The sequence below is a fragment of the Burkholderia sp. KCJ3K979 genome (genome assembly GCF_016759955.1).
Taxonomy (GTDB): Bacteria; Pseudomonadota; Gammaproteobacteria; order Burkholderiales; family Burkholderiaceae; genus Burkholderia; species Burkholderia orbicola.
In genome coordinates this window covers 1-21,210 of the sequence record NZ_JACFYV010000110.1, presented here as the reverse complement: position 1 = coordinate 21,210, position 21,210 = coordinate 1, and the positions used below count along the sequence as shown (strand labels likewise).

Here is a 21,210-nt window from a genome sequence, read left to right as displayed (position 1 = left end):
CTATTGTACCGTGCCGGCGCCCCGGATTCCGGGCTTGCCGCCGAACGGCCGATGCGGCGAGCCGCCGCGCGGGCGCACCGGCCCGCGATTCTGCTGATTTCCCGCAAAGTCCGGCCGCGTAAGGGTTTGGCCCCGCGGCTATAATGCCCGCCATGACTGCCCACCACTCCTTCGACGTCGCCGTGGTCGGCGGCGGGCTCGTCGGCAAGACGGCCGCGCTCGCGCTGACCCAGTCCGGCTACAAGACCGCCTTGCTTGCCCAGCCGGCCACGCCGCGCCCCGCCGATCTCGCGTTCGACACGCGCGTCTACGCGCTGTCGTCCAGTTCGCAAGCGTTGCTCGAGCGGCTGCGGGTCTGGCAGGCGCTCGACCACGGCCGGCTCGCGCCGGTCTACGACATGCGCGTGTATGGCGATGCGCATGCCGAACTGCATTTCTCCGCCTACCAGGCGTCCGTGCCGCAGCTCGCCTGGATCGCCGAATCCTCGCTGGTCGAGGCGTCGCTCGACGCCGCGCTGCGGTTCCAGCCGAACCTGACGTGGTTCGATGCGCGTGCGCAGGGCTTCGACGTGCGCGACGACGCAGCCGTGCTGACGCTGTCGTCGGGCCAGGTGCTCGAAGCCGATCTCGTCGTCGGCGCCGACGGCGCGCATTCGTGGGTGCGCTCCCAAATGGGGGCCAGGGTAGAGCGGCGCGACTACCGGCAAACGGGCGTCGTCGCGAACTTCAAGGCATCGTTGCCGCACCGCGAGACCGCGTACCAGTGGTTCCACGAAGGCGAGATCGTCGCGCTGCTGCCGCTGCCGGACGGCCACGTGTCGCTCGTGTGGTCCGCGCACACCGCGCATGCCGACGCACTGCTCGCACTCGATCCGGCGCAGCTCGCGGCCGAGGTCGAGCGCGTGTCGCACGGCCAGGTCGGCACGCTCGAATGCGTGACGCCGGCCGCCGGCTTCCCGCTGGCGCTGCAGACGGTCGACAAGCTGATCGCGCCGCGCGTCGCGCTGGTGGGCGATGCCGCGCACCTGATCCACCCGCTCGCGGGGCAGGGGATGAACCTCGGGCTGCGCGACGTCGCCGCGCTCGCCGACGCGATCGCGGGCAAGGAAAGCTTCCGCAATCTCGGCGATACGGTGCTGCTGCGCCGCTACGAACGTTCGCGCCGCGAGGACATCCGCGCGCTGATGGTCGCGACCGACGGCCTGCAGCGGCTGTTCGCGGTGCCGGGCTCGCTCGCGAAGGCGGTGCGCAATGCGGGCATGGCGTTCGTCGGCGCGCAGCCGCTCGTGAAGCGCTGGCTCGTGTCGGCCGCGCTCGGCTGAGCGAACCTTCCGCCGCCGCGCCGGTCGGAGTCGGTTCCGTTACGGCGTACACTGTGCCGTGCACTCCGATTGAGCTGAAGGAAGATTTCAATGAAAAAAACGATCCGCATCGCGTCGCTGGCGCTGGCCGTCACGATGGCGACGCTCGGCTGCACCGCGCAGGCCGACCAGACCACCGACAAGCTGAAGGCCACGCTGCAAGCCCGTCTCGGCAACGACGCGCCGATCAAGAGCGTGTCGAAATCGCCGGTCGCAGGCCTTTACGAAGTGAACCTCGGCTCGCAGATCATCTATAGCGACGCGGCGGGCGACTACGTGCTGCTCGGCGATCTCGTCGACGCGAAGACGCACAAGAACCTGACCGACGCCCGCCTGTCCGAAATCAACAAGATCGACTTCGCGAGCCTGCCGTTCGCGAATGCGATCAAGATCGTCAAGGGCAACGGCGCCCGCAAGATCGCGGTGTTCTCCGATCCGAACTGTCCGTACTGCAAGAAGCTCGAGACGACGCTGCAGTCGGTCGACAACGTGACCGTCTACACGTTCCTGTACCCGGTGCTGTCGCCGGATTCGACCGCGAAGTCGAAGGCGATCTGGTGCGCGACCGACCGCGCGAAGACGTGGGAAAGCTGGATGCTCGACCATCGCGCGCCGTCCGGCGCCGGTACTTGCGACACCACCGCGCTCGACAAGAACCTCGCGCTCGGCCGCGGGATGAACGTCACGGGCACGCCGACGATCTTTTTGCCGGACGGTCGCCGCCTGCCGGGCGCGGTATCGGCCGACCAGCTCAACCAGGCGCTCGCCTCGAGCAAGTAACCGACTGCACGCCGGGCGCAGCGCCCGGCCAGCGAGGGGCGCCCGCATGATCTGCCGGCGCCTCTCTTCGTTTTCGCCGCCGTATTCGACCGACCGATTGCCACGATGACCCAGCCGATCCGCTATTCGATTGTCCCGAAAGATCTTGCCGCGCACCTGTTCGAAGTGACGGTGACGGTTGCCGATCCCGATCCCGAAGGCCAGCGTTTCTCGCTGCCGGTATGGATTCCGGGCAGCTATCTCGTACGCGAATTCGCGCGCAACATCGTGACGCTGCGCGCGTTCAACGACGCGGGCCGCAAGGTGCGCATCGCGAAGACCGACAAGCACACGTGGCAGGCCGCGCCCGTGACCGGCGCGCTGACGCTGCGCTACGACGTGTATGCGTGGGACCTGTCGGTGCGCTCCGCGTATCTCGACGAATCGGGCGGCTTCTTCAACGCGACGGCCGTGTTCCTGAGCGTCGCCGGTCGCGAGGACGCGCCGTGCGAAGTCGACATCGCGAAACCGGCCGGCGCGGCGTTCCGCACGTGGCGTGTCGGCACCGCGCTGCCCGAAGCGGGCGGCACCCGGCGTTACGGTTTCGGCGCGTATCGCGCGGCGAACTATGACGAGCTGTCCGACCATCCGGTGACGATCGGCGAATTCGCGCTCGCGACGTTCGACGCGCACGGCGTGCCGCACGACATCGTGATCGCCGGGCGCGTGACGCAACTCGACCTGGAGCGGCTGCGTACCGATCTGAAACGCGTGTGCGAAGCGCAGATCGCGCTGTTCGAGCCGAAGTCGAAAAAGGCGCCGATGGACCGCTACGTATTCATGACGCTCGCGGTCAGCGACGGCTACGGTGGCCTCGAGCATCGCGCATCGACCGCGCTGATCTGCAACCGGACCGACCTGCCGGTGAAGGGGCGACCGGAAACGACGGAAGGCTATCGCACGTATCTCGGCCTCTGCAGCCACGAGTATTTCCACACGTGGAACGTGAAGCGCATCAAGCCGGCGGCGTTCGTGCCGTACGACCTCGCGCGCGAGAACTACACGTCGCTGCTGTGGCTGTTCGAGGGTTTCACGTCGTATTACGACGACCTGATGCTGGTGCGCAGCGGGCTGATGTCGCAGGACGACTATTTCGCGGCCCTCGGCCGCACGATCGGCGGCGTGCTGCGCGGCTCGGGCCGGCTCAAGCAGAGCGTCGCGGAAAGTTCGTTCGACGCGTGGATCAAGTACTACCGCCAGGACGAGAACGCGACCAACGCGATCGTCAGCTATTACACGAAGGGCTCGCTCGTTGCGCTGGCGTTCGATCTCGCGATCCGCGCGCAGACGCGCAACCGGAAGTCGCTCGACGACGTGATGCGTCTGCTGTGGCAACGCTACGGCCGCGACTTCTATCGCGGCAAGCAGGCGGGCGTGGACGAAAACGAAGTCGAGGCGCTGATCGAGGAGGCGACGGGCATCGCGCTCGGCCGCCTGTTCGCCGATGCCGTGCACGGCACGCGCGACCTGCCGCTCGCCGAACTGCTCGCGCCGTTCGGCGTGACGCTGGTCCCCGACGTCGCGACCGGCGCGGCCGCGAAACCGACGATCGGCGCGCGCCTGCGCGGCGGCGCGGACTGCACGTTGGCGGCGGTTTACGAAGGCGGCGCCGCGCATCGCGCGGGCTTGTCGGCCGGCGACACGCTGATCGCGGTCGACGGGCTGCGCGTGACGGGCACGAACCTCGATGCGCTGCTCGCACGCTACCGGCCGGGCGACAAGGTCGAGATTCACGCGTTCCGCCGCGACGAGCTGCGCACCGCGAAACTGAAGCTCGATGGCCCGGAAGTCACCCGCTACCGGCTGACGGCGGCCGCGAAGCCGGCTGCGGCCGCGAAGGCCCGCGAAGCCTGGCTGAAGGGGTAATCGTACGAAAGCGGGTAGCGGGGCACGATCGGCGATTGTTCTGTTGTTGCAACAATCCGTCGCCCTGAACCCGCTTTTTCGCGGTCATGCGGCCACGCACAATGGCGTCACTCGCGCTACCGAAGCGCAACCCCACCCGGAGCCTGACATGACGACCATTCTGCAAATCAATTCCGCCGCGCGTTCGCAAGGTGCGCAATCCACGCTGTTGGCCAATGAACTGACGGCAAAGCTGCAACAATCGAACCCCGGCGCGAACGTCGTGGTCCGCGACCTGCTGGCCGATGCGCTGCCGCACCTCGACGAATCGGTGCTCGGCGCATTCTTCACGCCGGCCGACAAGCGCACCGCGGAACAGAATGCGATCGTCGCGAAGAGCGATGCACTGATCGCCGAGCTGCAAGCGGCCGACATCATCGTGATCGGCGCACCGATGTACAACTTCGGCATCTCGTCGCAACTGAAGACGTACTTCGACTGGATCGCCCGCGCAGGCGTCACGTTCCGCTACACCGAGAACGGTCCGGAAGGCCTGATCAAGGGCAAGAAGGTTCACGTGGTGACGGCGCGCGGCGGCAAGTACCTGGGTACGCCGAACGACAGCCAGACCCCGTACCTGCGTTCGTTCCTCGGCTTCATCGGCCTGACCGACGTGAATTTCATCCACGCGGAAGGCCTGAACCTCGGCCCGGACGCGCAGAGCGCCGCGCTGGCCAGCGCACGCGAAGCGATCGCCGCCGCGTAACGCGCGTAACGCGTCAGGTCGATGCGGGTGCGATGCACCCGCTGCGTCGCCCGATGAAAAAACGCCGCGTCCTTTCGGGGACGCGGCGTTTTTGCATTCGGCCGGCGAACTCGCCGCAACCGAGGCCGTTACGCGAGCGTTTCGGCTACGTCCGGCAGGCGCCAGTCGATCGGTTCGCGGCCGGCAGCGGCCAGATAGTCGTTCGCGAGCGCGAAATGGCGGCAGCCGAGGAAGCCGCGGTGCGCGGACAGCGGCGACGGATGCGGCGCCTCGAGCACGCAATGCGCGTTCGCGTCGAACAGCGCGCGCTTGGCCTGCGCGTGCGCGCCCCACAGCATGAACACGAGCCCGCGATGACGGCCGGCGAGCTCGCGGATCAGCGTGTCCGTGCATTGCTCCCAGCCGCGTTTCGCGTGGCTCGCGGCCGCGCCGCGCTCGACCGTCAGCACGGTGTTGAGCAGCAGCACGCCCTGGCGTGCCCACGTGTCGAGGCAGCCGTGACGCGGCGTGTCGTGACCGAAGTTCGCGGCGATTTCCTTGAAGATGTTGCGCAGCGACGGCGGCGTGCGCACGGCCGGCGGCACCGAGAACGCGAGGCCGTGCGCCTGCGGCGTGCCGCGGTCGTCGCCGTGGTACGGGTCCTGGCCGAGGATCACGACCTTCACGTCGTCGGGATGCGTCAGGCGCAGCGCGCGGAACACGTCGGTCGGGTAGACCGTCTTGCCGGCCGCACGCTCTTCATCGACGAAGCGGCACAGCGGCGCGTACGCGTCGCTGTCGGTGAACGGTTTCAGCACGTCGCGCCAGACAGCCGGCAGCGCGTCGAATTGCGCGGCGAGATGCGGTACGTCGGCGGCAACGGGCCGCGGGGCCGCGGCGGCCGGCGCCGGGGTCGCGGCTGGCGCGGGCACCGCTGCGGCGGTTTTCTTCACGGGTTTGCGCCGAGCGGCAGGCGGCTCGGAAGCCGGGGACGGAATATCGGCCGGCGCCGTTTCCGGCACGGGATCGTCGAACAGCGACGCCTGTTGCGGCGCGCGGGAAGTCTTGCGGGTTGCCATGCGTGATGCGTGTTTATTGCGCGCGCAGCCGGTAGCCGCGCTGCGCCTTGCTGATGTTTTCGGGAACGAGGCCCGGCAGCGCCTGCTGCAGTTCGGCGGCGAGCGTCGCGAGCGCCGTTTCCGGGCCGTCGATCAGTTCGAGTTCGATTTCGCTGATCGGTTCGCGGCGCGTTTCGTGTTCCGCCTGGACGACGATCTCGCCGAGGTCCACCGCGGCCTCGACGGTTGCGCCGCCGATTGCGATGCGCCATAGCGTACGCGAAAAATCCGTGCGGAACAGCGCGTGCAGCGCGCCGGCCGCGTCATTGAGCGCGGCGGCGGCTTCCGGCACGTCGCAGGCCGCGACGAGCGCGTCGATTTCGAGCGCGTCGCCGGCGACCGGCAGCTCCCATTCGTGGCGGCTGTGCAGGCCGCCTTCCGCGCTGCCGACCGTCTTGAACGTCTGCAGCCAGCCGTCCGGCGTGCGGCGCACGCGTACCGCGCTCTTCGAGCGCGCCAGCGCGAGATCGGGCGTGTCGTAATAGACGTTCGCGAGCGTGATGGCACGGCCGGGTTCGCCGGTCAGCGTCTCGAAGAAGCGGCGCGCGGCGTCGGCCTGGCCGGCCGGCAGCGCGAGCTTGATTTCCTGTTCGATCGCCATCAGAAGAACATCCGTGCGAGTTCCTCGCCCGGCTGCTCGGCGCGCATGAACGCCTCGCCGACGAGGAACGTGTTCACGTTCGCCGCGCGCATCGTGTCGACGTCGGTGCGCGACAGGATGCCCGATTCGGTCACGACGATGCGATCCGCCGGAATCATGTCGAGCATGTCGAGCGTGGTCTGGATCGACGTCTCGAACGTGCGCAGGTTGCGGTTGTTGATGCCGAGGAGCGGCGTCTTCAGTGTCAGCGCCTGTTCCATCTCGTTGCGGTCGTGCACTTCGACCAGTACCGCGAGGCCGAGCGAGTGCGCATACGCTTCGAGATCCTGCATCAGCGGCGTGTCGAGCGCGGCGGCGATCAGCAGGATCGCGTCGGCGCCCATCGCGCGGGCTTCGACGATCTGGTACGCGTCGACGATGAAGTCCTTGCGCAGCACCGGCAGCGTGCAGGCCGCGCGCGCTTCCTCGAGGTAGCGGACGCCGCCCTGGAAGAACTGCTCGTCGGTCAGCACCGACAGGCACGCGGCACCGTGCGCCGCATACGAGCGCGCGATGTCGGCCGGCACGAAGTGCTCGCGCAGCACGCCTTTCGACGGGCTGGCCTTCTTGATTTCGGCGATCACGGCGGCGTTGCCGGCCGCGTGCTTCGCGCGTAGCGCGCCGACGAAGTCGCGCAGGTCGCGCGCCGAGGCTTCCAGTTTCAGTGCCTCGAGCGGCGTGCTGCGCAGGGCCGCCGCGATTTCTTCGCGCTTGACGGCGATGATTCGGTCGAGAATGTCGCTCATAGGGGTTCCTGCTGGATTCGTAAGAGGGTCAGCGCTTGAATTGCTGCGTGAAGCGCACGAGTTCGTCGACCTTCGCGCGGGCCTTGCCGCTCGCGATCGCTTCGCGGGCGAGCTGGATGCCGTCCGCGATCGACTCGGCGATATTGGCCGCGTAGAGCGCGGTGCCCGCGTTCAGCGTGACGATCTCGCGCGCGACGCCCGGCTGGTTGTCCAGCGCGCCGAGCAGCATCGTGCGCGATTCGTCGGCATTTTCCACCTTCAGCGTGCGGTTCGACACCATCTGCAGGCCGAAGTCCTCCGGATGGATCTCGTATTCGTGCACCTTGCCGTCGCGCAATTCGCCGACGAGCGTCGCGGCGCCGAGCGACACCTCGTCCATCCCGTCCTTGCCGTACACGACCAGTACGTGCTGCGCGCCGAGACGCTGCATCACGCGCACCTGGATGCCGACGAGGTCGGGGTGGAACACGCCCATCAACTGGTTCGGCGCGCCGGCCGGATTGGTCAGCGGGCCGAGGATGTTGAAGATCGTGCGCACGCCGAGCTCGCGGCGCACGGCCGCGATGTTCTTCATCGCCGGGTGATGGTTCGGCGCGAACATGAAGCCCATACCGGTTTCGGCGATCGATGCGGCGACTTGCTCCGACTGCAGGTCGATGTTCACGCCGAGCGCCTCGAGCACGTCGGCGCTGCCGGACTTGCTCGATACGCCGCGGTTGCCGTGCTTCGCGACCTTCGCGCCCGCGGCCGCCGTGACGAACATCGATGCGGTCGAGATGTTGAACGTGTGCGAGCCGTCGCCGCCGGTGCCGACGATGTCGACGAAGTTCGAGTTGTCCTGCACCTCGACGTGGTTCGCGAATTCGCGCATCACGGTCGCGGCGGCGGCGATCTCGCCGATCGTCTCCTTCTTCACGCGCAGCCCGGTGATGATCGCGGCCGCCATCACGGGCGACAGGTCGCCGCGCATGATCAGCCGCATCAGGTGCAGCATTTCGTCGTGGAAGATCTCGCGGTGCTCGATCGTGCGCTGCAGCGCTTCCTGCGGGGTAATCGTCATCGTGCGTCTCCCGTCAGGCAGCCGGTGCGGCGGCATGGGCCGCTGCGCGATGCTGCTTCAGGAAATTCTCGAGCAGCGCATGGCCATGCTCCGAGAGAATCGATTCCGGGTGGAACTGCACGCCTTCGACGGGCAGCGTCTTGTGGCGCACGCCCATGATCTCGCCGTCGTCGGTCCACGCGGACACCTCGAGGCAGTCGGGCAGCGATTCGCGCTCGATCGCGAGCGAGTGGTAGCGCGTCACGTCGAAATGCTTCGGCAGGTCGGCGAACACGCCGCGGCAATCGGTTTCGATCCGGCTCACCTTGCCGTGCATGATGGTCTTCGCGCGCACGACGCGACCGCCGAACGCTTCGCCGATCGCCTGGTGGCCGAGGCAGACGCCGAGGATCGGCTTTTTGCCCGCGAATTCGCGCAGCACGTCGAGCGTGATGCCCGCGTGTTGCGGATTGCTCGGGCCGGGCGACAGGCAGATGGTGTCGGGGTTCAGGCGCGCGATGTCGTCGAGCGTGATTTCGTCGTTGCGGTAGGTACGCACGTCCTCGCCGAGTTCGCCGAAGTACTGGACCAGGTTGTAGGTAAACGAGTCGTAGTTGTCGATCATGAGCAGCATGGTCAGTCTCCGGTCAGAAGTCGCTATCGAGGCCGTCCTGGACCTGTTCGGCCGCACGCAGCACCGCGCGCGCCTTGTTCTCGGTCTCTTGCCATTCGGATTCGGGCACCGAATCCGCGACGACGCCGGCCGCCGCTTGCACGTACAGGTTGCCGTTGTGGATCAGGCCGGTGCGGATCGCGATCGCGAGATCCATCTCGCCCGAGAACGACAGGTAGCCGACCGCACCGCCGTACAGCCCGCGCTTGACCGGCTCGAGCTCGTCGATCAGTTCCATCGCGCGCACCTTCGGCGCGCCGGACAGCGTGCCCGCCGGGAACGTCGCGCGCAGCACGTCGTAGTTCGTCATGCCGGGCTTCAGCTTGCCTTCGACCGAGCTGACGATGTGCTGCACGTGCGAGTACTTCTCGATCACCATCTTGTCGGTCACCTGCACCGAGCCGATTTCCGCGATGCGGCCGACGTCGTTGCGCGCGAGGTCGATCAGCATCACGTGCTCGGCAATCTCCTTCGGATCGTTCAGCAGCTCGGTCGCGAGTTCCGCGTCGCGCTCGGGCGTGTTGCCGCGCGGGCGCGTGCCGGCGAGCGGCCGGATCGTGACGATCTGGTCTTCGCCGCGCTTTTCCTGGCGCACCAGGATTTCCGGCGACGCGCCGACCACGTGGAAATCGCCGAAGTTGTAGTAATACATGTACGGCGACGGATTCAGCGAACGCAGCGCGCGGTACAGCGACAGCGGATTGTCGCGGTACGGCTTCGTGAGCCGCTGGCCGACCTGGATCTGCATCAGCTCGCCGGCCGCGATGTATTCCTTCGCCTGGCGCACGGCGGCCAGATAGTCGTCCTTCTTGAATTCGCGGAACGTCTCGGTGCGCACGCTCGCCGACGTGACGGGCGGCTGCACGGTCGTGCGCAGGCGCTGCTTCAGTTCGCGCAGGCGATGTTTCGCCTTCGCATACGCTTCGGGCTGGCCCGGGTCCGCGTAGATGATCAGGTAGAGCTTGCCGGCGAGGTTGTCGATCACCGCGACTTCCTCGGTCAGCAGCAGCTGGATGTCGGGCAGGCCGAGATCGTCGCGCGGCGCGGTGTTCGCGAGCTTCTTCTCGATGTAGCGTACTGCGTCGTAGCCGAAGTAGCCGGCGAGGCCGCCGCAGAAACGCGGCAGGCCCGGGCGCTGCGCGACCTTGAAGCGGGCCTGGAACGATTCGATGAACTGGAACGGGTCGCCGTTGTGCGTCTCGACGACCTTGCCGTCGCGTACCACTTCCGACACGCCATTGCGGGTGCGCACGAGCGTGCGGGCCGGCAGGCCGATGAACGAGTAGCGGCCGAAACGCTCGCCGCCGACCACCGATTCGAGCAGGAACGAGTTGGCACCCGCCCGTTCGGGCTGGGCCAGCTTCAGGTAGAGGGACAGCGGCGTTTCGAGATCGGCGAGGGCCTCCGCGATCAGCGGGATGCGGTTGTAGCCTTCGTTCGCCAGCGATTGGAATTCGAGTTCGGTCATGTTCCGGTCCTGTTCGGGACGAGCGGCGCGTGCGCCAGGGATCACTTGACGCTGCGCGGGTGGCCGTCGGCGAAAGGGCGGTCGATCGAGAAGTGCCTGTTGCCGGCCGGCACTCCGGGCGTGAACGTCGCGAGCCTGCGGCCGAGCCTGAACGCAAGCGTTCGGACACGGTGGAACTCGAGGTGGTGCGACGATCGGCGCGCGGATGCGCAGCGAGATAAAAAACGGCGCTGAAGACGTGCTTCAGCGTACCTCATCGAAGAGGTTAGCGCGACCAGCGACGCCAGGGCCAGGCTCCCCGGTCGATGCTGCTCAGACTCCGTTTTTTATTCAGAAACATGCGGATGGAAGAAATAATCAGAGGGTTGGCCGGCCGGCGTTGTGCGCGGAAATTGCGCGAGCCGCGACCAGCAACGAATCGACTATACCATCCGAATTTATCGTTTGTATAGCTTTGCCGTGGTTGTAGCCGTACGGCACCGTCAGCGTCGCCATCCCGGCTGCGCGGCCGGCCAGCGCGTCGTTTTCCGAGTCCCCGATCGCGACCGCGGCGTCCGGCGCGACGCCCAGCGCGTCGCAGGCCGTCAGCATCGGCAGCGGGTCGGGCTTCTTGCGCGCGACGCTGTCGCCGCCCAGCACGATGCCGAAGCTGCCGGCCAGCCCGTATTGCTCGAGCAGCTCGACTGCGAAGCGGTGCGGCTTGTTCGTCACGCACGCGAGCCGGATGCCGGCCGCGCGCAGCGCGTCGAGCCCGGCTGCCACGTCCGGATAGAGACGCGTGTGGCGGCCGTTGATCTTCGCGTATTCGCTCTGATAGATCGCGAGTGCGTCGTCGAAGCGCGCGTGCGCTTCGTCGGCCGGGAAGCGCGGCTTCAGCACGCTCTGGATCAGGTGTTCGGAGCCCTTGCCGACGTAGCCGATCACTTCGTCGCGCGACGTGGCCGGCGCGCCGAGCTGCGCGAGCATCCCGTTCAGGCCGGCCGTGAAATCGTCGGCCGTGTCGACCATCGTGCCGTCGAGGTCGATCAGCGCCGCATCGATGCGCGGCGCGGCGAAGCGGATCGGGGCCGCGTCCGTGGCGGCCCCGGCCGGCGCGCGGCCGGCGAACGACGAGTCGGCCACGGCGTCAGCTCCGTTCGACGGTCGCGAGCGCCGCGCGCATCTCGTCGATCACCTTGCGGTAGTCGGGCTTGCCGAAGATCGCTGAACCCGCGACGAACGTGTCCGCGCCGGCCGCCGCGATTTCCGCGATGTTGTCGGCCTTCACGCCGCCGTCGACTTCGAGCAGGATCTCGCGGCCCGTGCGTTCGGTGTACGCGTCGATGCGGGCGCGCGCCTCGCGCAGCTTGTTCAGCGTCTCCGGAATGAACGACTGGCCGCCGAAGCCGGGGTTCACCGACATCAGCAGCACGAAGTCGAGGCGATCCATCACGTGGTCGAGGTAGTTCAGCGGCGTGGCCGGATTGAACACGAGACCGGCCTTGCAGCCGTGGTCGCGGATCAGCGACAGCGTGCGGTCGATGTGATCGGAGCCTTCCGGGTGGAAGCTGATCAGGTTCGCGCCGGCCTTCGCGAAATCGGGCACGATCCGGTCGACCGGACGCACCATCAGGTGCACGTCGATCGGCACCTGCACGTGCGGGCGGATCGCCTCGCAGACGAGCGGGCCGATCGTCAGGTTCGGCACATAATGGTTGTCCATCACGTCGAAGTGAATCCAGTCGGCGCCGGCGGCGACCACGTTGCGGACTTCTTCGCCGAGCCGTGCAAAGTCGGCCGACAGGATGCTGGGGGCGATGCGGAATTGAGTCATGACAGGGGAGCGGGGACGTTGCGGCGCAAAACCGTCATTCTACCGTCCGGCGACCCGGTGCGCGGCGGCAGGCCGTGCGGTTGCGGCCCGATTGCGCATAGAATGCCGAACCAATGCGGCGCGCCCGCGGCCCGGCCGCTCGAGTCGGCGCGCGCGGTTACCTAGAGCGGACACACCATGAGTCAGTATCAGTTCACCGTTTCGGTGAAAACCAGCTACTTGCCGGAACAATCCGACCCCGATCACCGTCAATACGCATTCGCGTACACGCTGACGATCCGCAACACCGGGCAGGTCGCGGCGCAGCTGATCGCCCGTCACTGGATCATCACGGACAGCGAAAGCCACGTGCAGGAAGTGAAGGGGCTCGGTGTCGTCGGGCACCAGCCGCTGCTGCAGCCGGGCGAGCATTTCGAATACACGAGCTGGGCCGTGATCGCGACGCCGGTCGGCACGATGCGCGGTGCGTACTTCTGCGTGGCGGAGGACGGCGAGCGTTTCGAGGCGCCGGTCGACGAGTTCGCCCTGCACATGCCGCGCACGCTGCATTGAGCGTGCAGTGTGCGGCGCGCGTCAGCGCGGCTGGCGGTCGTTGTGGCGGGCCTGCTTCTTTCTGCCCGACGACGTCCACACGACGATGAAGATCAGCAGGGCAAGCGCTACGAAGGCTTCGAGCGCGAAGATGAGCATCGGATATTGGTCGAGAAAATCTGACATGGCGGTTTCCATCAAGAACGGACATTGTATGTGGTTTGGGCCCCGGCTGGCCGGGTGGATGGCCGCTGCTGCTGCGGCGGCGCTGCTCGCGGCGTGCGGCGGCGCGCCGACGCGCACTTCCGCGCTGAAGCCGCCGACCGGCGCGGCGATCGTGCCGGGGCAGGTCGCCGCGAAGCGGCTCACGCCGGTCGCGTGGCAGCAGGTGCCGGGCTGGCAGGACGATTCGCTGATCGGCGCGACGGCCGCGCTGCGGCAAAATTGCGCGCGGCTTGCGCGTCAGCCGGCCTGGGCGCGCGCTTGCGCGGCCGCCGACCGGCTCGACGAACTCGACGTCAGCAGCGCTCGCACCTTCTTCGAAACGTATTTCACGCCGTTCCAGCTCGCGAATACCGACGGTACGCTCGACGGGCTCGTGACCGGCTATTACGAGCCGCTGCTGCACGGTTCGCGCGTGCGTCGCGGCCCGTATCAGTACGCGCTCTATCGCTGGCCGGCAGGCTATCGCGCGGGCGCTGCGCTGCCGGCGCGCGCGCAGCTCGAGCGCGCCGGCATCCTGAACGGCAACGAGCTCGTGTGGGTAGACGATCCGATCGAGGCGTTCTTCCTGCAGGTGCAGGGCTCGGGGCGCGTGCTGCTCGACGACGGTTCGGTGATGCGGGTCGGCTTCGGCGGCACCAACAATCAACCGTACCGTTCGATCGGCAAATGGCTGCTCGATCGCGGCGAGCTGACGCCCGCGCAGGCGACGATGCAGGGCATCAAGGCCTGGGCGAAGGCGAATCCGACGCGCGTCGACGCACTGCTCGATACGAATCCGCGCTTCGTGTTCTTCCGCGACATGCCGACCAAGGAGGATGCGCCGCACGGCGGCGCGGACGGTCCGATCGGTGCGCTCGGCGTGCCGCTGACGCCTGAGCGCTCGATCGCGGTCGATCCGTCGTCGATCCCGCTCGGCACGCCGGTGTTCCTGCAGACCACGCGTCCGCTGACGAATACGCCGATGAACCGGCTCGTGTTCGCGCAGGATACGGGCTCGGCGATCAAGGGCGGCGTGCGGGCAGACTATTTCTGGGGGCTTGGCGACGACGCGGGCGACCAGGCCGGCCGGATGAAGCAGGTCGGCCGGATGTGGCTGCTGTTCCCGAATTCGTGATTTGGGGGCGGCGCGGGTTGCCCGGAGGGGGGCTCGTGGACGAGACGCGGCAGGATGGCACATCTCATTGTGCGCGGGGCGTGCCGGTCTGATCGCCGGTGTGTCCGTCTGATTTCAGTTCGCGTGATGCTCTGCGTGTCACGTCGAACGACGCCTTGGAGTAGAGCAGCCCGATCGGCGTTGGCCGACCGGGCTGTTTCATTTGCAGGCTCGGATTCGCCGTTGCTCGGCGTGCGTGCGGCGAGTGCGCGAAGTTCGCGCCGCTCGCCTGCGCGGCGAGGTGGCCTCAGCTCTTGCGCTTGTCGATGACGCGGCGCGCCTTGCCGACCGATCGCTCGATGCCGTTCACCGGCAGCACGTTGATCACGGCCGTCACGCCGATCAGCGACTTGATGTCGTACGCGAGCGCCTGTTTCGCCGCCTGGATCGCCGCGGTGTCGGGCGCGGTTTCCGGGCAGGGCTCGACGTTGAGCGTCAGCACGTCCAGCGGGCCTTCCTTCGTCAGCACGATCTGATAGTGCGGCGCGAGTGCACGCTGCTTGAGCAACTGCTCCTCGATTTGCGTCGGGAACACGTTGACGCCGCGCACGATCATCATGTCGTCCGACCGGCCGGTGATCTTCTCCATTCGGCGCATCGTCCGGGCGGTGCCCGGCAGCAGGCGCGTGAGGTCACGGGTGCGGTAGCGGATGATCGGCAGCGCTTCCTTCGTCAGCGACGTGAACACGAGCTCGCCGAGTTCGCCGTCCGGCAGCACTTCGCCGGTTTCCGGGTCGATGATTTCCGGATAGAAGTGGTCTTCCCAGATGGTCGGGCCATCCTTGGTCTCGACGCATTCGGATGCCACGCCCGGGCCCATCACTTCGGACAGCCCGTAGATGTCGACCGCATCGATGCCCATCCGCTGTTCGATCGCGACGCGCATGTCGTTGGTCCACGGCTCCGCGCCGAAGATGCCGATGCGCAGTGAACTCCGCACCGGATCGAGGCCCTGGCGCTCGATCTCGTCGGCGATCGACAGCATGTAGCTCGGCGTGACCATGATGATGTCGGGCCGGAAATCCTGGATCAGCTGTACCTGCTTCTCGGTCTGGCCGCCGCCGAACGGGATCACGGTGAGGCCCGCGCGTTCGGCGCCGTAGTGCGCCCCGAGCCCGCCCGTGAACAACCCGTAACCGTAGCTGACGTGCACCTTGTCGCCGCGGCGCGCACCGGCGGCGCGGATCGAACGTGCGACGAGATTCGCCCACGTGTCGATGTCGGCGGCCGTATAGCCGACGACCGTCGGCTTGCCGGTCGTGCCGGACGACGCATGGATACGCGAAATCTGGTCCTGCGGCACCGCGAACATCCCGAACGGATAGTTGTCGCGCAGGTCGCCCTTGGTCGTGAACGGGAAGCGCGACAGGTCGGCGAGCGACTTCAGGTCGTCCGGATGCACGCCCGCTTCGTCGAACTTGCGGCGATAGACGGGCGAGTGGTCATACGCATGCCGGAGCGACCACTTGAGGCGTTCGAGCTGCAGCGCGGTCAGCTCGTCGCGTGAGGCGGTCTCGATCGGCTCAAGCGGTAGCGGGGTAGTCATGCATGTCTCCAGTGTTTGTTATGGACGGGCCGCCGACGTCAGTGGTCTTCCGGGATGACCGTGCCCTTGATCTGGGCGGATTTGCCGCGAAACATCGCGACCGTCTCGCCTGTCTGGTTCGTGACGCGGATGTCGTAGATGCCGTGGCGGCCCGCACGCGCCTGCTCGATCGCCTCGGCCGTCAGCAGGTCGCCGCCGTGCACGGGGCGGAGGAATTCGATCGAGCAGCCGGCCGCGACCGCATTCAGGTTGTACGAGTTGCACGCGAACGCGAACGTCGAATCGGCGAGCGTGAAGATGATGCCGCCGTGGCAGGTCTGGTGTCCGTTCAGGAATTCGGGCCGCACGCGCATCTGAAGGCGGGCGTAGCCTGCGCGTACTTCGGCGATTTCCATGCCGAACGCACGGCTGCAGGCGTCGGCGTCGTACATGGCCTGCGCGGTGGCGCGGGCGAGCGAATCGGGGTCGAGCGTGGCGGTGGCATTCGTCATGTCAACGCCCCTCGAAGCGCGGTGCGCGCTTCTCGATGAAAGCCTGCACGCCTTCCGCATAGTCGTGCGACTGGCCGAGTTTGCGCTGCAGGTCGCGTTCCACGTCGAGCTGCTGATCGAGCGTGTTGGTGACGCTGTCTCGCATCGACTGCTTGATCGATGCGATGGCGAGCGTCGGCTGCTGTGCGAGCTGGGTGGCAAGCTGGCGGGTTGTCGCGACGAGCGCGTCGTCGTCGACCGCACGCCAGATCAGGCCCCACTGTTCGGCCTGCTCGGCGCCGAGCTTGTCGCCGGTCAGCGCGAGCCCCAGCGCGCGTGCCATACCGACGCGTTGCGGCAGGAACCACGTGCCGCCCGAATCGGGCACGAGTCCGATCTTGACGAAGGCCTGGATGAAACTGCTCGAGCGGGCGGCAAACACCAGATCGCACGCCAGTGCTAGATTCGCGCCGGCGCCGGCTGCCGTGCCGTTGACGGCGGCGATCACCGGAATCGGCAGGCGCTGCAGGCGGCGAATCAGTGGATTGAAATGCTCGTCGATCAGCGTGCCGAGATCGGTGGACGCGCCCGGCGTGAAGTCGAGGTCGGCCAGATCCTGACCCGCGCAAAAGCCGCGCCCCGCACCCGTCAGGATCAGCGCGCGCGCGCCGGCCGCCTCGACCTCATCGAGCGCCGACTGCAGTTCGCGATGCATCGCCCGCGTGAAGCTGTTCAGCTTGTCGGGCCGGTTGAGCGTGACCGTGGCCACGCCCGCGGCCTGATCGATATCCAGCTGGATCGCCTGATAGGACATGCAGTGTCTCCTTCATGACTTCGTTATAGGCGGGCGGCGCGTGGGTTACACGCGTTCGATCGCGATCGCGATGCCCTGGCCGACGCCGATGCACATCGTACAGAGCGCGAAGCGGCCGCCGGTACGCTCGAGTTGATGGAGTGCCGTGGTGACGAGCCGCGCGCCCGATGCGCCGAGCGGGTGGCCCAGAGCGATCGCACCGCCATTCGGGTTCACGCGCGGATCGTCGTCGGCCACGCCGAGCATGCGCAGCACGGCGAGACCTTGCGACGCGAATGCCTCGTTCAGTTCGATCACGTCGAACTGGTCGATGCGCATGTCGAGCTGGCGCAGCAGTTTCTGCGTGGCCGGCGCGGGGCCGATGCCCATCACGCGCGGCTCGACGCCGGCGGTCGCCATGCCGACGACGCGCGCGCGGCGGCGCAGGCCATACTGGTCGGCCGCCTGCGCATTGGCGAGCAGCAGCGCGCAGGCGCCGTCGTTCACGCCCGACGCGTTGCCGGCCGTTACCGAGCCGTCCGGGCGCACGACGCCCTTCAGCTTCGCGAGCGCCTCGAGCGACGTTTCGCGCGGATGTTCGTCGCGCGACACGACGATGGCATCGCCTTTCTTCTGCGGAATCGTGACCGCGACGATTTCTTCAGCGAGCGTGCCGTCCTGCTGCGCCCGCGCGGCCTTCTGCTGGCTGCGCAGCGCGAACAGGTCCTGATCGGCGCGGCTGATGTCGTAGTCGACCGCGACGTTCTCGGCGGTTTCCGGCATCGAATCGACACCGTGCAGCTGCTTCATCAGCGGATTGACGAAGCGCCAGCCGATCGTCGTGTCGAAGATGTCGGCCTGGCGCGCGAACGCGCTTGCGGCCTTGCCCATCACGAACGGCGCGCGCGTCATGCTCTCGACGCCGCCTGCAATCATCAGGCGCGCTTCACCTGCCTTGATCGCGCGCGCGGCCGTGCCGACCGCGTCCATTCCGGAACCGCACAGTCGGTTCAGCGTCGTGCCCGGCACGGCAGTAGGCAGGCCCGCCAGCAGCGCCGACATGCGCGCGACGTTGCGGTTGTCCTCGCCGGCCTGATTCGCGCAGCCGTAGATCACGTCGTCGATCGCCGCCCAGTCGACGTCGCGATTGCGCTCGATCAGCGCCTTGAGCGGCACCGCGCCGAGGTCGTCGGCACGGACATCTTTCAGGGCGCCGCCGTAGCGGCCGATGGGGGTGCGAATCGCATCGCAGATGTAGGCGTCTGTCATGAGCGTATCGGTGAGTGACGAACCCGCCGGGTGGCGGATTCGTTCATGGTAGAGAACGTAGTGGCGTTTGCATGTCGGCCAATCGGGTTATGCCGTCTGGCCAGCTTCCGCGGGTGCCGCCTTCGGGGCAACATGGACGCGGCTTTGCACCACCCGGAACCGGTTGGCGACGAATGCCGGGTCGGCCAGCGCTGCGTTGGCGGCCGGGTTTGCGCCCGTGCCGTGGAAGTCGGAGAACGCGGCCGACTGGTTGACGAATACGCCGCCCGTGAGGTTGATCGACAGCGCGACGCCGCCACGCACTGCCGCGTCGTGTGCGGCGTCGACGATTGCGTCGTCCGTGCTGTAGACGGAGAGGGTCAGCGCACCATGCTCGGCGGCGATTTCACCGGCGAGATCGAGCGACTGCGCGGTCGAGTCGGTCGCGATCACGAACGAGATCGGGCCGAACCACTCCTGCGTGAATTTCTCGCGGTCGGCCACGTCGAGTTGCAGCACGAGCGGCGTACGCACGCGTGCATCGGGGAAGGCGGGATGCTGGAGCGTCACGCTATCCGCGAGTACGCGGCCGAGCTTGCGCGCGTTGTCGATGCGCGCAGTCACGCCTTCGTTCTGGATCGCGCCGATCAGTTCGACCGAGCGAGCTGGATCGCCGGTGAGTTTTTGCACGGCAACCGCGATCGCCTGCGCGACTTCGTCGAAGCTCGCATGGCCGTCGGTCGTCCGGATGCCGTCGCGTGGCACGTAGATGTTCTGCGGTGCCGTGCACATCTGGCCGGAGTACAGCGCCAACGAGAATGCGATGTTCTTGGCGGCGGCCTTCAGGTCGTCTGTCGAGTCGATCACGATCTGGTTGACGCCGGCTTTCTCGGTGTAGACCTGTGCCTGGTGGGCATGGCGTTCGAGCCACGTGCCGTTCTGCGTGCTGCCGGTGAAGTCGATCAGCTTGATCTCGGGGCGCAGCGCGAGGTCCTGGACGAGGGCGCCGTCGTTGGGTTCGGTCGCGAGGAGCGTGACGACGTTCGGATCGAACCCGGCTTCGCGCAGCACGTCGCGGGCGATCCGCACCGTGATGGCGAGCGGCAGGATCGCGCCGGGGTGCGGTTTGACGATTACGGTATTACCGGTTGCCAGGTCGGCGAACAGGCCCGGGTAGCCGTTCCAGGTCGGGAACGTGCAGCAGCCGAGCACGAGGCCTGTGCCGCGCGGCACGATCGTGTAGCGCTTGTGCATCGCGAGCGGCGGGTTCTTGCCTTGGGGCTTTTCCCAGTGCGCGTCGGCCGGGATGCGGCGCAGTTCGTCCCACGCATAGGCGACCGCCTCGAGGGCGCGGTCCTGCGCGTGCGGGCCGCCGGCCTGAAACGCCATCATGAAGGCTTGCCCGGTGGTGTGCATCACGCTGTAGGCAATTTCGAAGCTTGCACGGTTCAGGCGCGCGAGGATTTCGAGGCTGACGCCGACCCATGCGCTCGGGCCGGCTTCGCGCCACGTGCGCTGCGCGGTGGCGGCGGCAGCGATCAGTGCGTCGGGCGTCGATTTCGGGTACCGGACGCCCAGCGCGATGCCGTACGGCGAGCGCTCGGCGCCGACCGTTTCACCGGTCGCAGGCTGGTCGAGCACGAAGGTCTTGTCGAGGTGTGACTTGAACGCGGCCTCACCGTCCGCGCTGGCGCTTTCCCCGTACACTTTGGGGCTCGGCATTTCGGCGAACGGGCTCCAGTACCCGCGGCTCTCGATGGCGGCGAGTGCGTGTTTCAGCGTGTCTTCGTGCTTCGTGAACAGTGCGTGGGTCATGGCGGCGGCCTGATGAACGTTGAGAGGGATTGGATCGATTAATTAACCGACCGGTTGGTCGGAGAATGGTAGCATCAAACTATTCGCATGTGCGAGGCGTTTCTCATTTCATTGATCGAGGAGAAATAGATGGCTTACGAGAACATCCTGGTGGAGACCCGGGGGCGTGTCGGTCTGGTGACGCTGAACCGTCCGAAGGCGCTGAATGCGCTGAACGATGCGCTGATGGATGAATTGGGCGCGGCACTGAAGGCATTCGATGCGGACGACGATATCGGTGCGATCGTCGTGACCGGGAGCGAGAAGGCATTCGCGGCCGGCGCGGACATCGGCATGATGGCGACCTACTCCTATATGGATGTTTATCGGGGCGACTACATCACGCGCAACTGGGAGACGGTCCGCGAGATCCGCAAACCGATCATTGCCGCGGTTTCGGGCTTTGCGCTGGGCGGCGGCTGCGAACTCGCGATGATGTGCGACATCATCTTCGCGGCGGACACGGCCAAGTTCGGTCAGCCGGAAATCAAGCTGGGCGTCATGCCGGGTGCGGGCGGTACGCAGCGTCTGCCGCGCGCGGTATCGAAGGCGAAGGCGATGGACATGTGCCTGACCGCGCGCTTCATGGACGCCGCCGAGGCCGAGCGTGCCGGGCTCGTTTCGCGCGTGCTGCCGGCCGACAAGGTGCTCGAGGAGGCGATTGCTGCCGCGACGACGATCGCCGAGTTTTCGCTGCCGGCGGTCATGATGGTCAAGGAGTCGGTGAACCGCGCGTACGAGACGACGCTGGCTGAAGGCGTTCACTTCGAGCGCCGGCTGTTCCATTCGCTGTTCGCAACCGAAGACCAGAAGGAAGGGATGGCGGCATTCGTCGAGAAGCGGAAGCCGGTGTTCAAGCACCGCTGATCGACTGGCGTCGGCCGGGGTTCGATGGCTGGCCTGCATCGGTTATCGGCGTAATCGCCTTGACCCGTTCATCAAAAGCCTCCGTGCGCGGCAGCGCACGGAGGCTTTTTCAAACTTTCTTCACAAAGGGCTTGCGTGGACGGGGGCGGGTGCTTAGAATCACGCCTCTTTCGCGCCAACGGAAACGCGGCGCGGAAGGAAGGGAAGCAGTGCTGTTGAGCCTCGGCGGTAGCGAGCCTCGGCGGTACGGAAGTTG

General features: G+C 67.1%; 21 protein-coding genes. 7 read left to right on the top strand and 14 right to left on the bottom strand.

What is annotated here, in order from left to right; genetic code table 11:
- Positions 1-143: 143 nt before the first annotated feature.
- The 4 genes from H3O04_RS21830 (at position 144) to H3O04_RS21815 (ending at position 4,791) form a co-directional block, all read left to right on the top strand.
- Positions 144-1,322: a UbiH/UbiF family hydroxylase gene (locus H3O04_RS21830; RefSeq protein WP_027809355.1), complete on the top strand. Its 1,179-nt coding sequence runs from the start codon at positions 144-146 to the stop codon at positions 1,320-1,322.
- A gap of 90 nt (positions 1,323-1,412) precedes the next feature.
- A complete protein-coding gene (locus H3O04_RS21825; RefSeq protein ID WP_006477048.1) occupies positions 1,413-2,141 on the top strand; it encodes a DsbC family protein in 729 nt (242 codons plus the stop codon).
- A gap of 105 nt (positions 2,142-2,246) precedes the next feature.
- The gene (locus H3O04_RS21820) at positions 2,247-4,046 is read left to right on the top strand and encodes a M61 family metallopeptidase (RefSeq protein WP_202588434.1); all 1,800 of its coding nucleotides are present in this window, start codon (positions 2,247-2,249) and stop codon (positions 4,044-4,046) included.
- Between the two features lie 148 nt (positions 4,047-4,194).
- Positions 4,195-4,791 (top strand): FMN-dependent NADH-azoreductase, encoded by a 597-nt coding sequence (locus tag H3O04_RS21815; RefSeq protein ID WP_027811988.1) that lies wholly within the window; start codon positions 4,195-4,197, stop codon positions 4,789-4,791.
- Between the two features lie 128 nt (positions 4,792-4,919).
- Here H3O04_RS21815 and H3O04_RS21810 read toward each other — a convergent pair whose 3' ends face one another.
- The 8 genes from H3O04_RS21810 to rpe form a co-directional block, all read right to left on the bottom strand.
- Positions 4,920-5,849 carry a uracil-DNA glycosylase gene (locus H3O04_RS21810; protein WP_202588433.1) on the bottom strand — a complete coding sequence of 310 codons (930 nt, stop codon included), beginning with the start codon at positions 5,847-5,849 and terminating at the stop codon, positions 4,920-4,922.
- A gap of 13 nt (positions 5,850-5,862) precedes the next feature.
- Positions 5,863-6,489, bottom strand: a complete 627-nt coding sequence (locus tag H3O04_RS21805) for a CYTH domain-containing protein (RefSeq protein WP_011546533.1) — start codon at positions 6,487-6,489, stop codon at positions 5,863-5,865.
- Positions 6,489-7,274, bottom strand: coding sequence for an indole-3-glycerol phosphate synthase TrpC (trpC, locus tag H3O04_RS21800; RefSeq protein ID WP_078040641.1), 786 nt, complete (start codon positions 7,272-7,274; stop codon positions 6,489-6,491). The genes H3O04_RS21805 and trpC overlap by 1 nt, the downstream gene beginning before the upstream one ends.
- Before the next feature lie 28 nt (positions 7,275-7,302).
- The gene (gene trpD / locus H3O04_RS21795; protein ID WP_006477042.1) at positions 7,303-8,334 is read right to left on the bottom strand and encodes an anthranilate phosphoribosyltransferase; all 1,032 of its coding nucleotides are present in this window, start codon (positions 8,332-8,334) and stop codon (positions 7,303-7,305) included.
- 13 nt (positions 8,335-8,347) lie between these two features.
- Complete coding sequence (locus tag H3O04_RS21790; RefSeq protein WP_006477041.1) at positions 8,348-8,947, bottom strand: aminodeoxychorismate/anthranilate synthase component II; 600 nt, start codon at positions 8,945-8,947, stop codon at positions 8,348-8,350.
- Positions 8,948-8,960: 13 nt separating this feature from the next.
- Positions 8,961-10,454 carry an anthranilate synthase component I gene (gene trpE / locus H3O04_RS21785; protein ID WP_202588432.1) on the bottom strand — a complete coding sequence of 498 codons (1,494 nt, stop codon included), beginning with the start codon at positions 10,452-10,454 and terminating at the stop codon, positions 8,961-8,963.
- A 357-nt stretch (positions 10,455-10,811) separates the two neighbouring features.
- Positions 10,812-11,576 carry a phosphoglycolate phosphatase gene (locus H3O04_RS21780; RefSeq protein ID WP_027809351.1) on the bottom strand — a complete coding sequence of 255 codons (765 nt, stop codon included), beginning with the start codon at positions 11,574-11,576 and terminating at the stop codon, positions 10,812-10,814.
- Between the two features lie 4 nt (positions 11,577-11,580).
- Positions 11,581-12,267 carry a ribulose-phosphate 3-epimerase gene (gene rpe, locus H3O04_RS21775; protein ID WP_006482066.1) on the bottom strand — a complete coding sequence of 229 codons (687 nt, stop codon included), beginning with the start codon at positions 12,265-12,267 and terminating at the stop codon, positions 11,581-11,583.
- A gap of 177 nt (positions 12,268-12,444) precedes the next feature.
- On the opposite strand from rpe, the gene apaG reads away from it, so the two are divergent.
- Positions 12,445-12,819, top strand: a complete 375-nt coding sequence (apaG, locus tag H3O04_RS21770; RefSeq protein ID WP_006477037.1) for a Co2+/Mg2+ efflux protein ApaG — start codon at positions 12,445-12,447, stop codon at positions 12,817-12,819.
- A 21-nt stretch (positions 12,820-12,840) separates the two neighbouring features.
- Here the strand turns inward: apaG and H3O04_RS36220 are convergent, their stop codons facing one another.
- Positions 12,841-12,984 (bottom strand): hypothetical protein, encoded by a 144-nt coding sequence (locus tag H3O04_RS36220; protein ID WP_006482075.1) that lies wholly within the window; start codon positions 12,982-12,984, stop codon positions 12,841-12,843.
- Positions 12,985-13,012: 28 nt separating this feature from the next.
- Between H3O04_RS36220 and mltA the strand changes: the two genes are divergently transcribed.
- Positions 13,013-14,137, top strand: coding sequence for a murein transglycosylase A (mltA, locus tag H3O04_RS21765; protein ID WP_237666379.1), 1,125 nt, complete (start codon positions 13,013-13,015; stop codon positions 14,135-14,137).
- Positions 14,138-14,423: 286 nt separating this feature from the next.
- Here mltA and paaK read toward each other — a convergent pair whose 3' ends face one another.
- The 5 genes from paaK to paaN form a co-directional block, all read right to left on the bottom strand.
- Positions 14,424-15,722: a phenylacetate--CoA ligase PaaK gene (paaK, locus tag H3O04_RS21760; protein WP_202588430.1), complete on the bottom strand. Its 1,299-nt coding sequence runs from the start codon at positions 15,720-15,722 to the stop codon at positions 14,424-14,426.
- A 38-nt stretch (positions 15,723-15,760) separates the two neighbouring features.
- Positions 15,761-16,213, bottom strand: a complete 453-nt coding sequence (paaI, locus tag H3O04_RS21755; protein ID WP_011546526.1) for a hydroxyphenylacetyl-CoA thioesterase PaaI — start codon at positions 16,211-16,213, stop codon at positions 15,761-15,763.
- A 1-nt stretch (position 16,214) separates the two neighbouring features.
- Positions 16,215-17,006, bottom strand: a complete 792-nt coding sequence (gene paaG / locus H3O04_RS21750) for a 2-(1,2-epoxy-1,2-dihydrophenyl)acetyl-CoA isomerase PaaG (RefSeq protein ID WP_077178445.1) — start codon at positions 17,004-17,006, stop codon at positions 16,215-16,217.
- A gap of 45 nt (positions 17,007-17,051) precedes the next feature.
- Positions 17,052-18,254 (bottom strand): 3-oxoadipyl-CoA thiolase, encoded by a 1,203-nt coding sequence (pcaF, locus tag H3O04_RS21745; protein ID WP_124477701.1) that lies wholly within the window; start codon positions 18,252-18,254, stop codon positions 17,052-17,054.
- An 87-nt stretch (positions 18,255-18,341) separates the two neighbouring features.
- The gene (paaN, locus tag H3O04_RS21740) at positions 18,342-20,048 is read right to left on the bottom strand and encodes a phenylacetic acid degradation protein PaaN (RefSeq protein ID WP_006477031.1); all 1,707 of its coding nucleotides are present in this window, start codon (positions 20,046-20,048) and stop codon (positions 18,342-18,344) included.
- Positions 20,049-20,177: 129 nt separating this feature from the next.
- On the opposite strand from paaN, the gene H3O04_RS21735 reads away from it, so the two are divergent.
- A complete protein-coding gene (locus H3O04_RS21735; RefSeq protein ID WP_006477030.1) occupies positions 20,178-20,954 on the top strand; it encodes an enoyl-CoA hydratase in 777 nt (258 codons plus the stop codon).
- Positions 20,955-21,210 lie beyond the last annotated feature (256 nt).

Bases quoted from the DNA above. Each gene is read 5' to 3' on its own strand.
- H3O04_RS21830 (WP_027809355.1), top strand. From the start codon at position 144: ATGCCCGCCATGACTGCCCACCACTCCTTCGACGTCGCCGTGGTCGGC.
- H3O04_RS21825 (WP_006477048.1), top strand. From the start codon at position 1,413: ATGAAAAAAACGATCCGCATCGCGTCGCTGGCGCTGGCCGTCACGATG.
- H3O04_RS21820 (WP_202588434.1), top strand. From the start codon at position 2,247: ATGACCCAGCCGATCCGCTATTCGATTGTCCCGAAAGATCTTGCCGCG.
- H3O04_RS21815 (WP_027811988.1), top strand. From the start codon at position 4,195: ATGACGACCATTCTGCAAATCAATTCCGCCGCGCGTTCGCAAGGTGCG.
- H3O04_RS21810 (WP_202588433.1), bottom strand. From the start codon at position 5,849: ATGGCAACCCGCAAGACTTCCCGCGCGCCGCAACAGGCGTCGCTGTTC.
- H3O04_RS21805 (WP_011546533.1), bottom strand. From the start codon at position 6,489: ATGGCGATCGAACAGGAAATCAAGCTCGCGCTGCCGGCCGGCCAGGCC.
- trpC (WP_078040641.1), bottom strand. From the start codon at position 7,274: ATGAGCGACATTCTCGACCGAATCATCGCCGTCAAGCGCGAAGAAATC.
- trpD (WP_006477042.1), bottom strand. From the start codon at position 8,334: ATGACGATTACCCCGCAGGAAGCGCTGCAGCGCACGATCGAGCACCGC.
- H3O04_RS21790 (WP_006477041.1), bottom strand. From the start codon at position 8,947: ATGCTGCTCATGATCGACAACTACGACTCGTTTACCTACAACCTGGTC.
- trpE (WP_202588432.1), bottom strand. From the start codon at position 10,454: ATGACCGAACTCGAATTCCAATCGCTGGCGAACGAAGGCTACAACCGC.
- rpe (WP_006482066.1), bottom strand. From the start codon at position 12,267: ATGACTCAATTCCGCATCGCCCCCAGCATCCTGTCGGCCGACTTTGCA.
- apaG (WP_006477037.1), top strand. From the start codon at position 12,445: ATGAGTCAGTATCAGTTCACCGTTTCGGTGAAAACCAGCTACTTGCCG.
- H3O04_RS36220 (WP_006482075.1), bottom strand. From the start codon at position 12,984: ATGTCAGATTTTCTCGACCAATATCCGATGCTCATCTTCGCGCTCGAA.
- mltA (WP_237666379.1), top strand. From the start codon at position 13,013: ATGTGGTTTGGGCCCCGGCTGGCCGGGTGGATGGCCGCTGCTGCTGCG.
- paaK (WP_202588430.1), bottom strand. From the start codon at position 15,722: ATGACTACCCCGCTACCGCTTGAGCCGATCGAGACCGCCTCACGCGAC.
- paaI (WP_011546526.1), bottom strand. From the start codon at position 16,213: ATGACGAATGCCACCGCCACGCTCGACCCCGATTCGCTCGCCCGCGCC.
- paaG (WP_077178445.1), bottom strand. From the start codon at position 17,006: ATGTCCTATCAGGCGATCCAGCTGGATATCGATCAGGCCGCGGGCGTG.
- pcaF (WP_124477701.1), bottom strand. From the start codon at position 18,254: ATGACAGACGCCTACATCTGCGATGCGATTCGCACCCCCATCGGCCGC.
- paaN (WP_006477031.1), bottom strand. From the start codon at position 20,048: ATGACCCACGCACTGTTCACGAAGCACGAAGACACGCTGAAACACGCA.
- H3O04_RS21735 (WP_006477030.1), top strand. From the start codon at position 20,178: ATGGCTTACGAGAACATCCTGGTGGAGACCCGGGGGCGTGTCGGTCTG.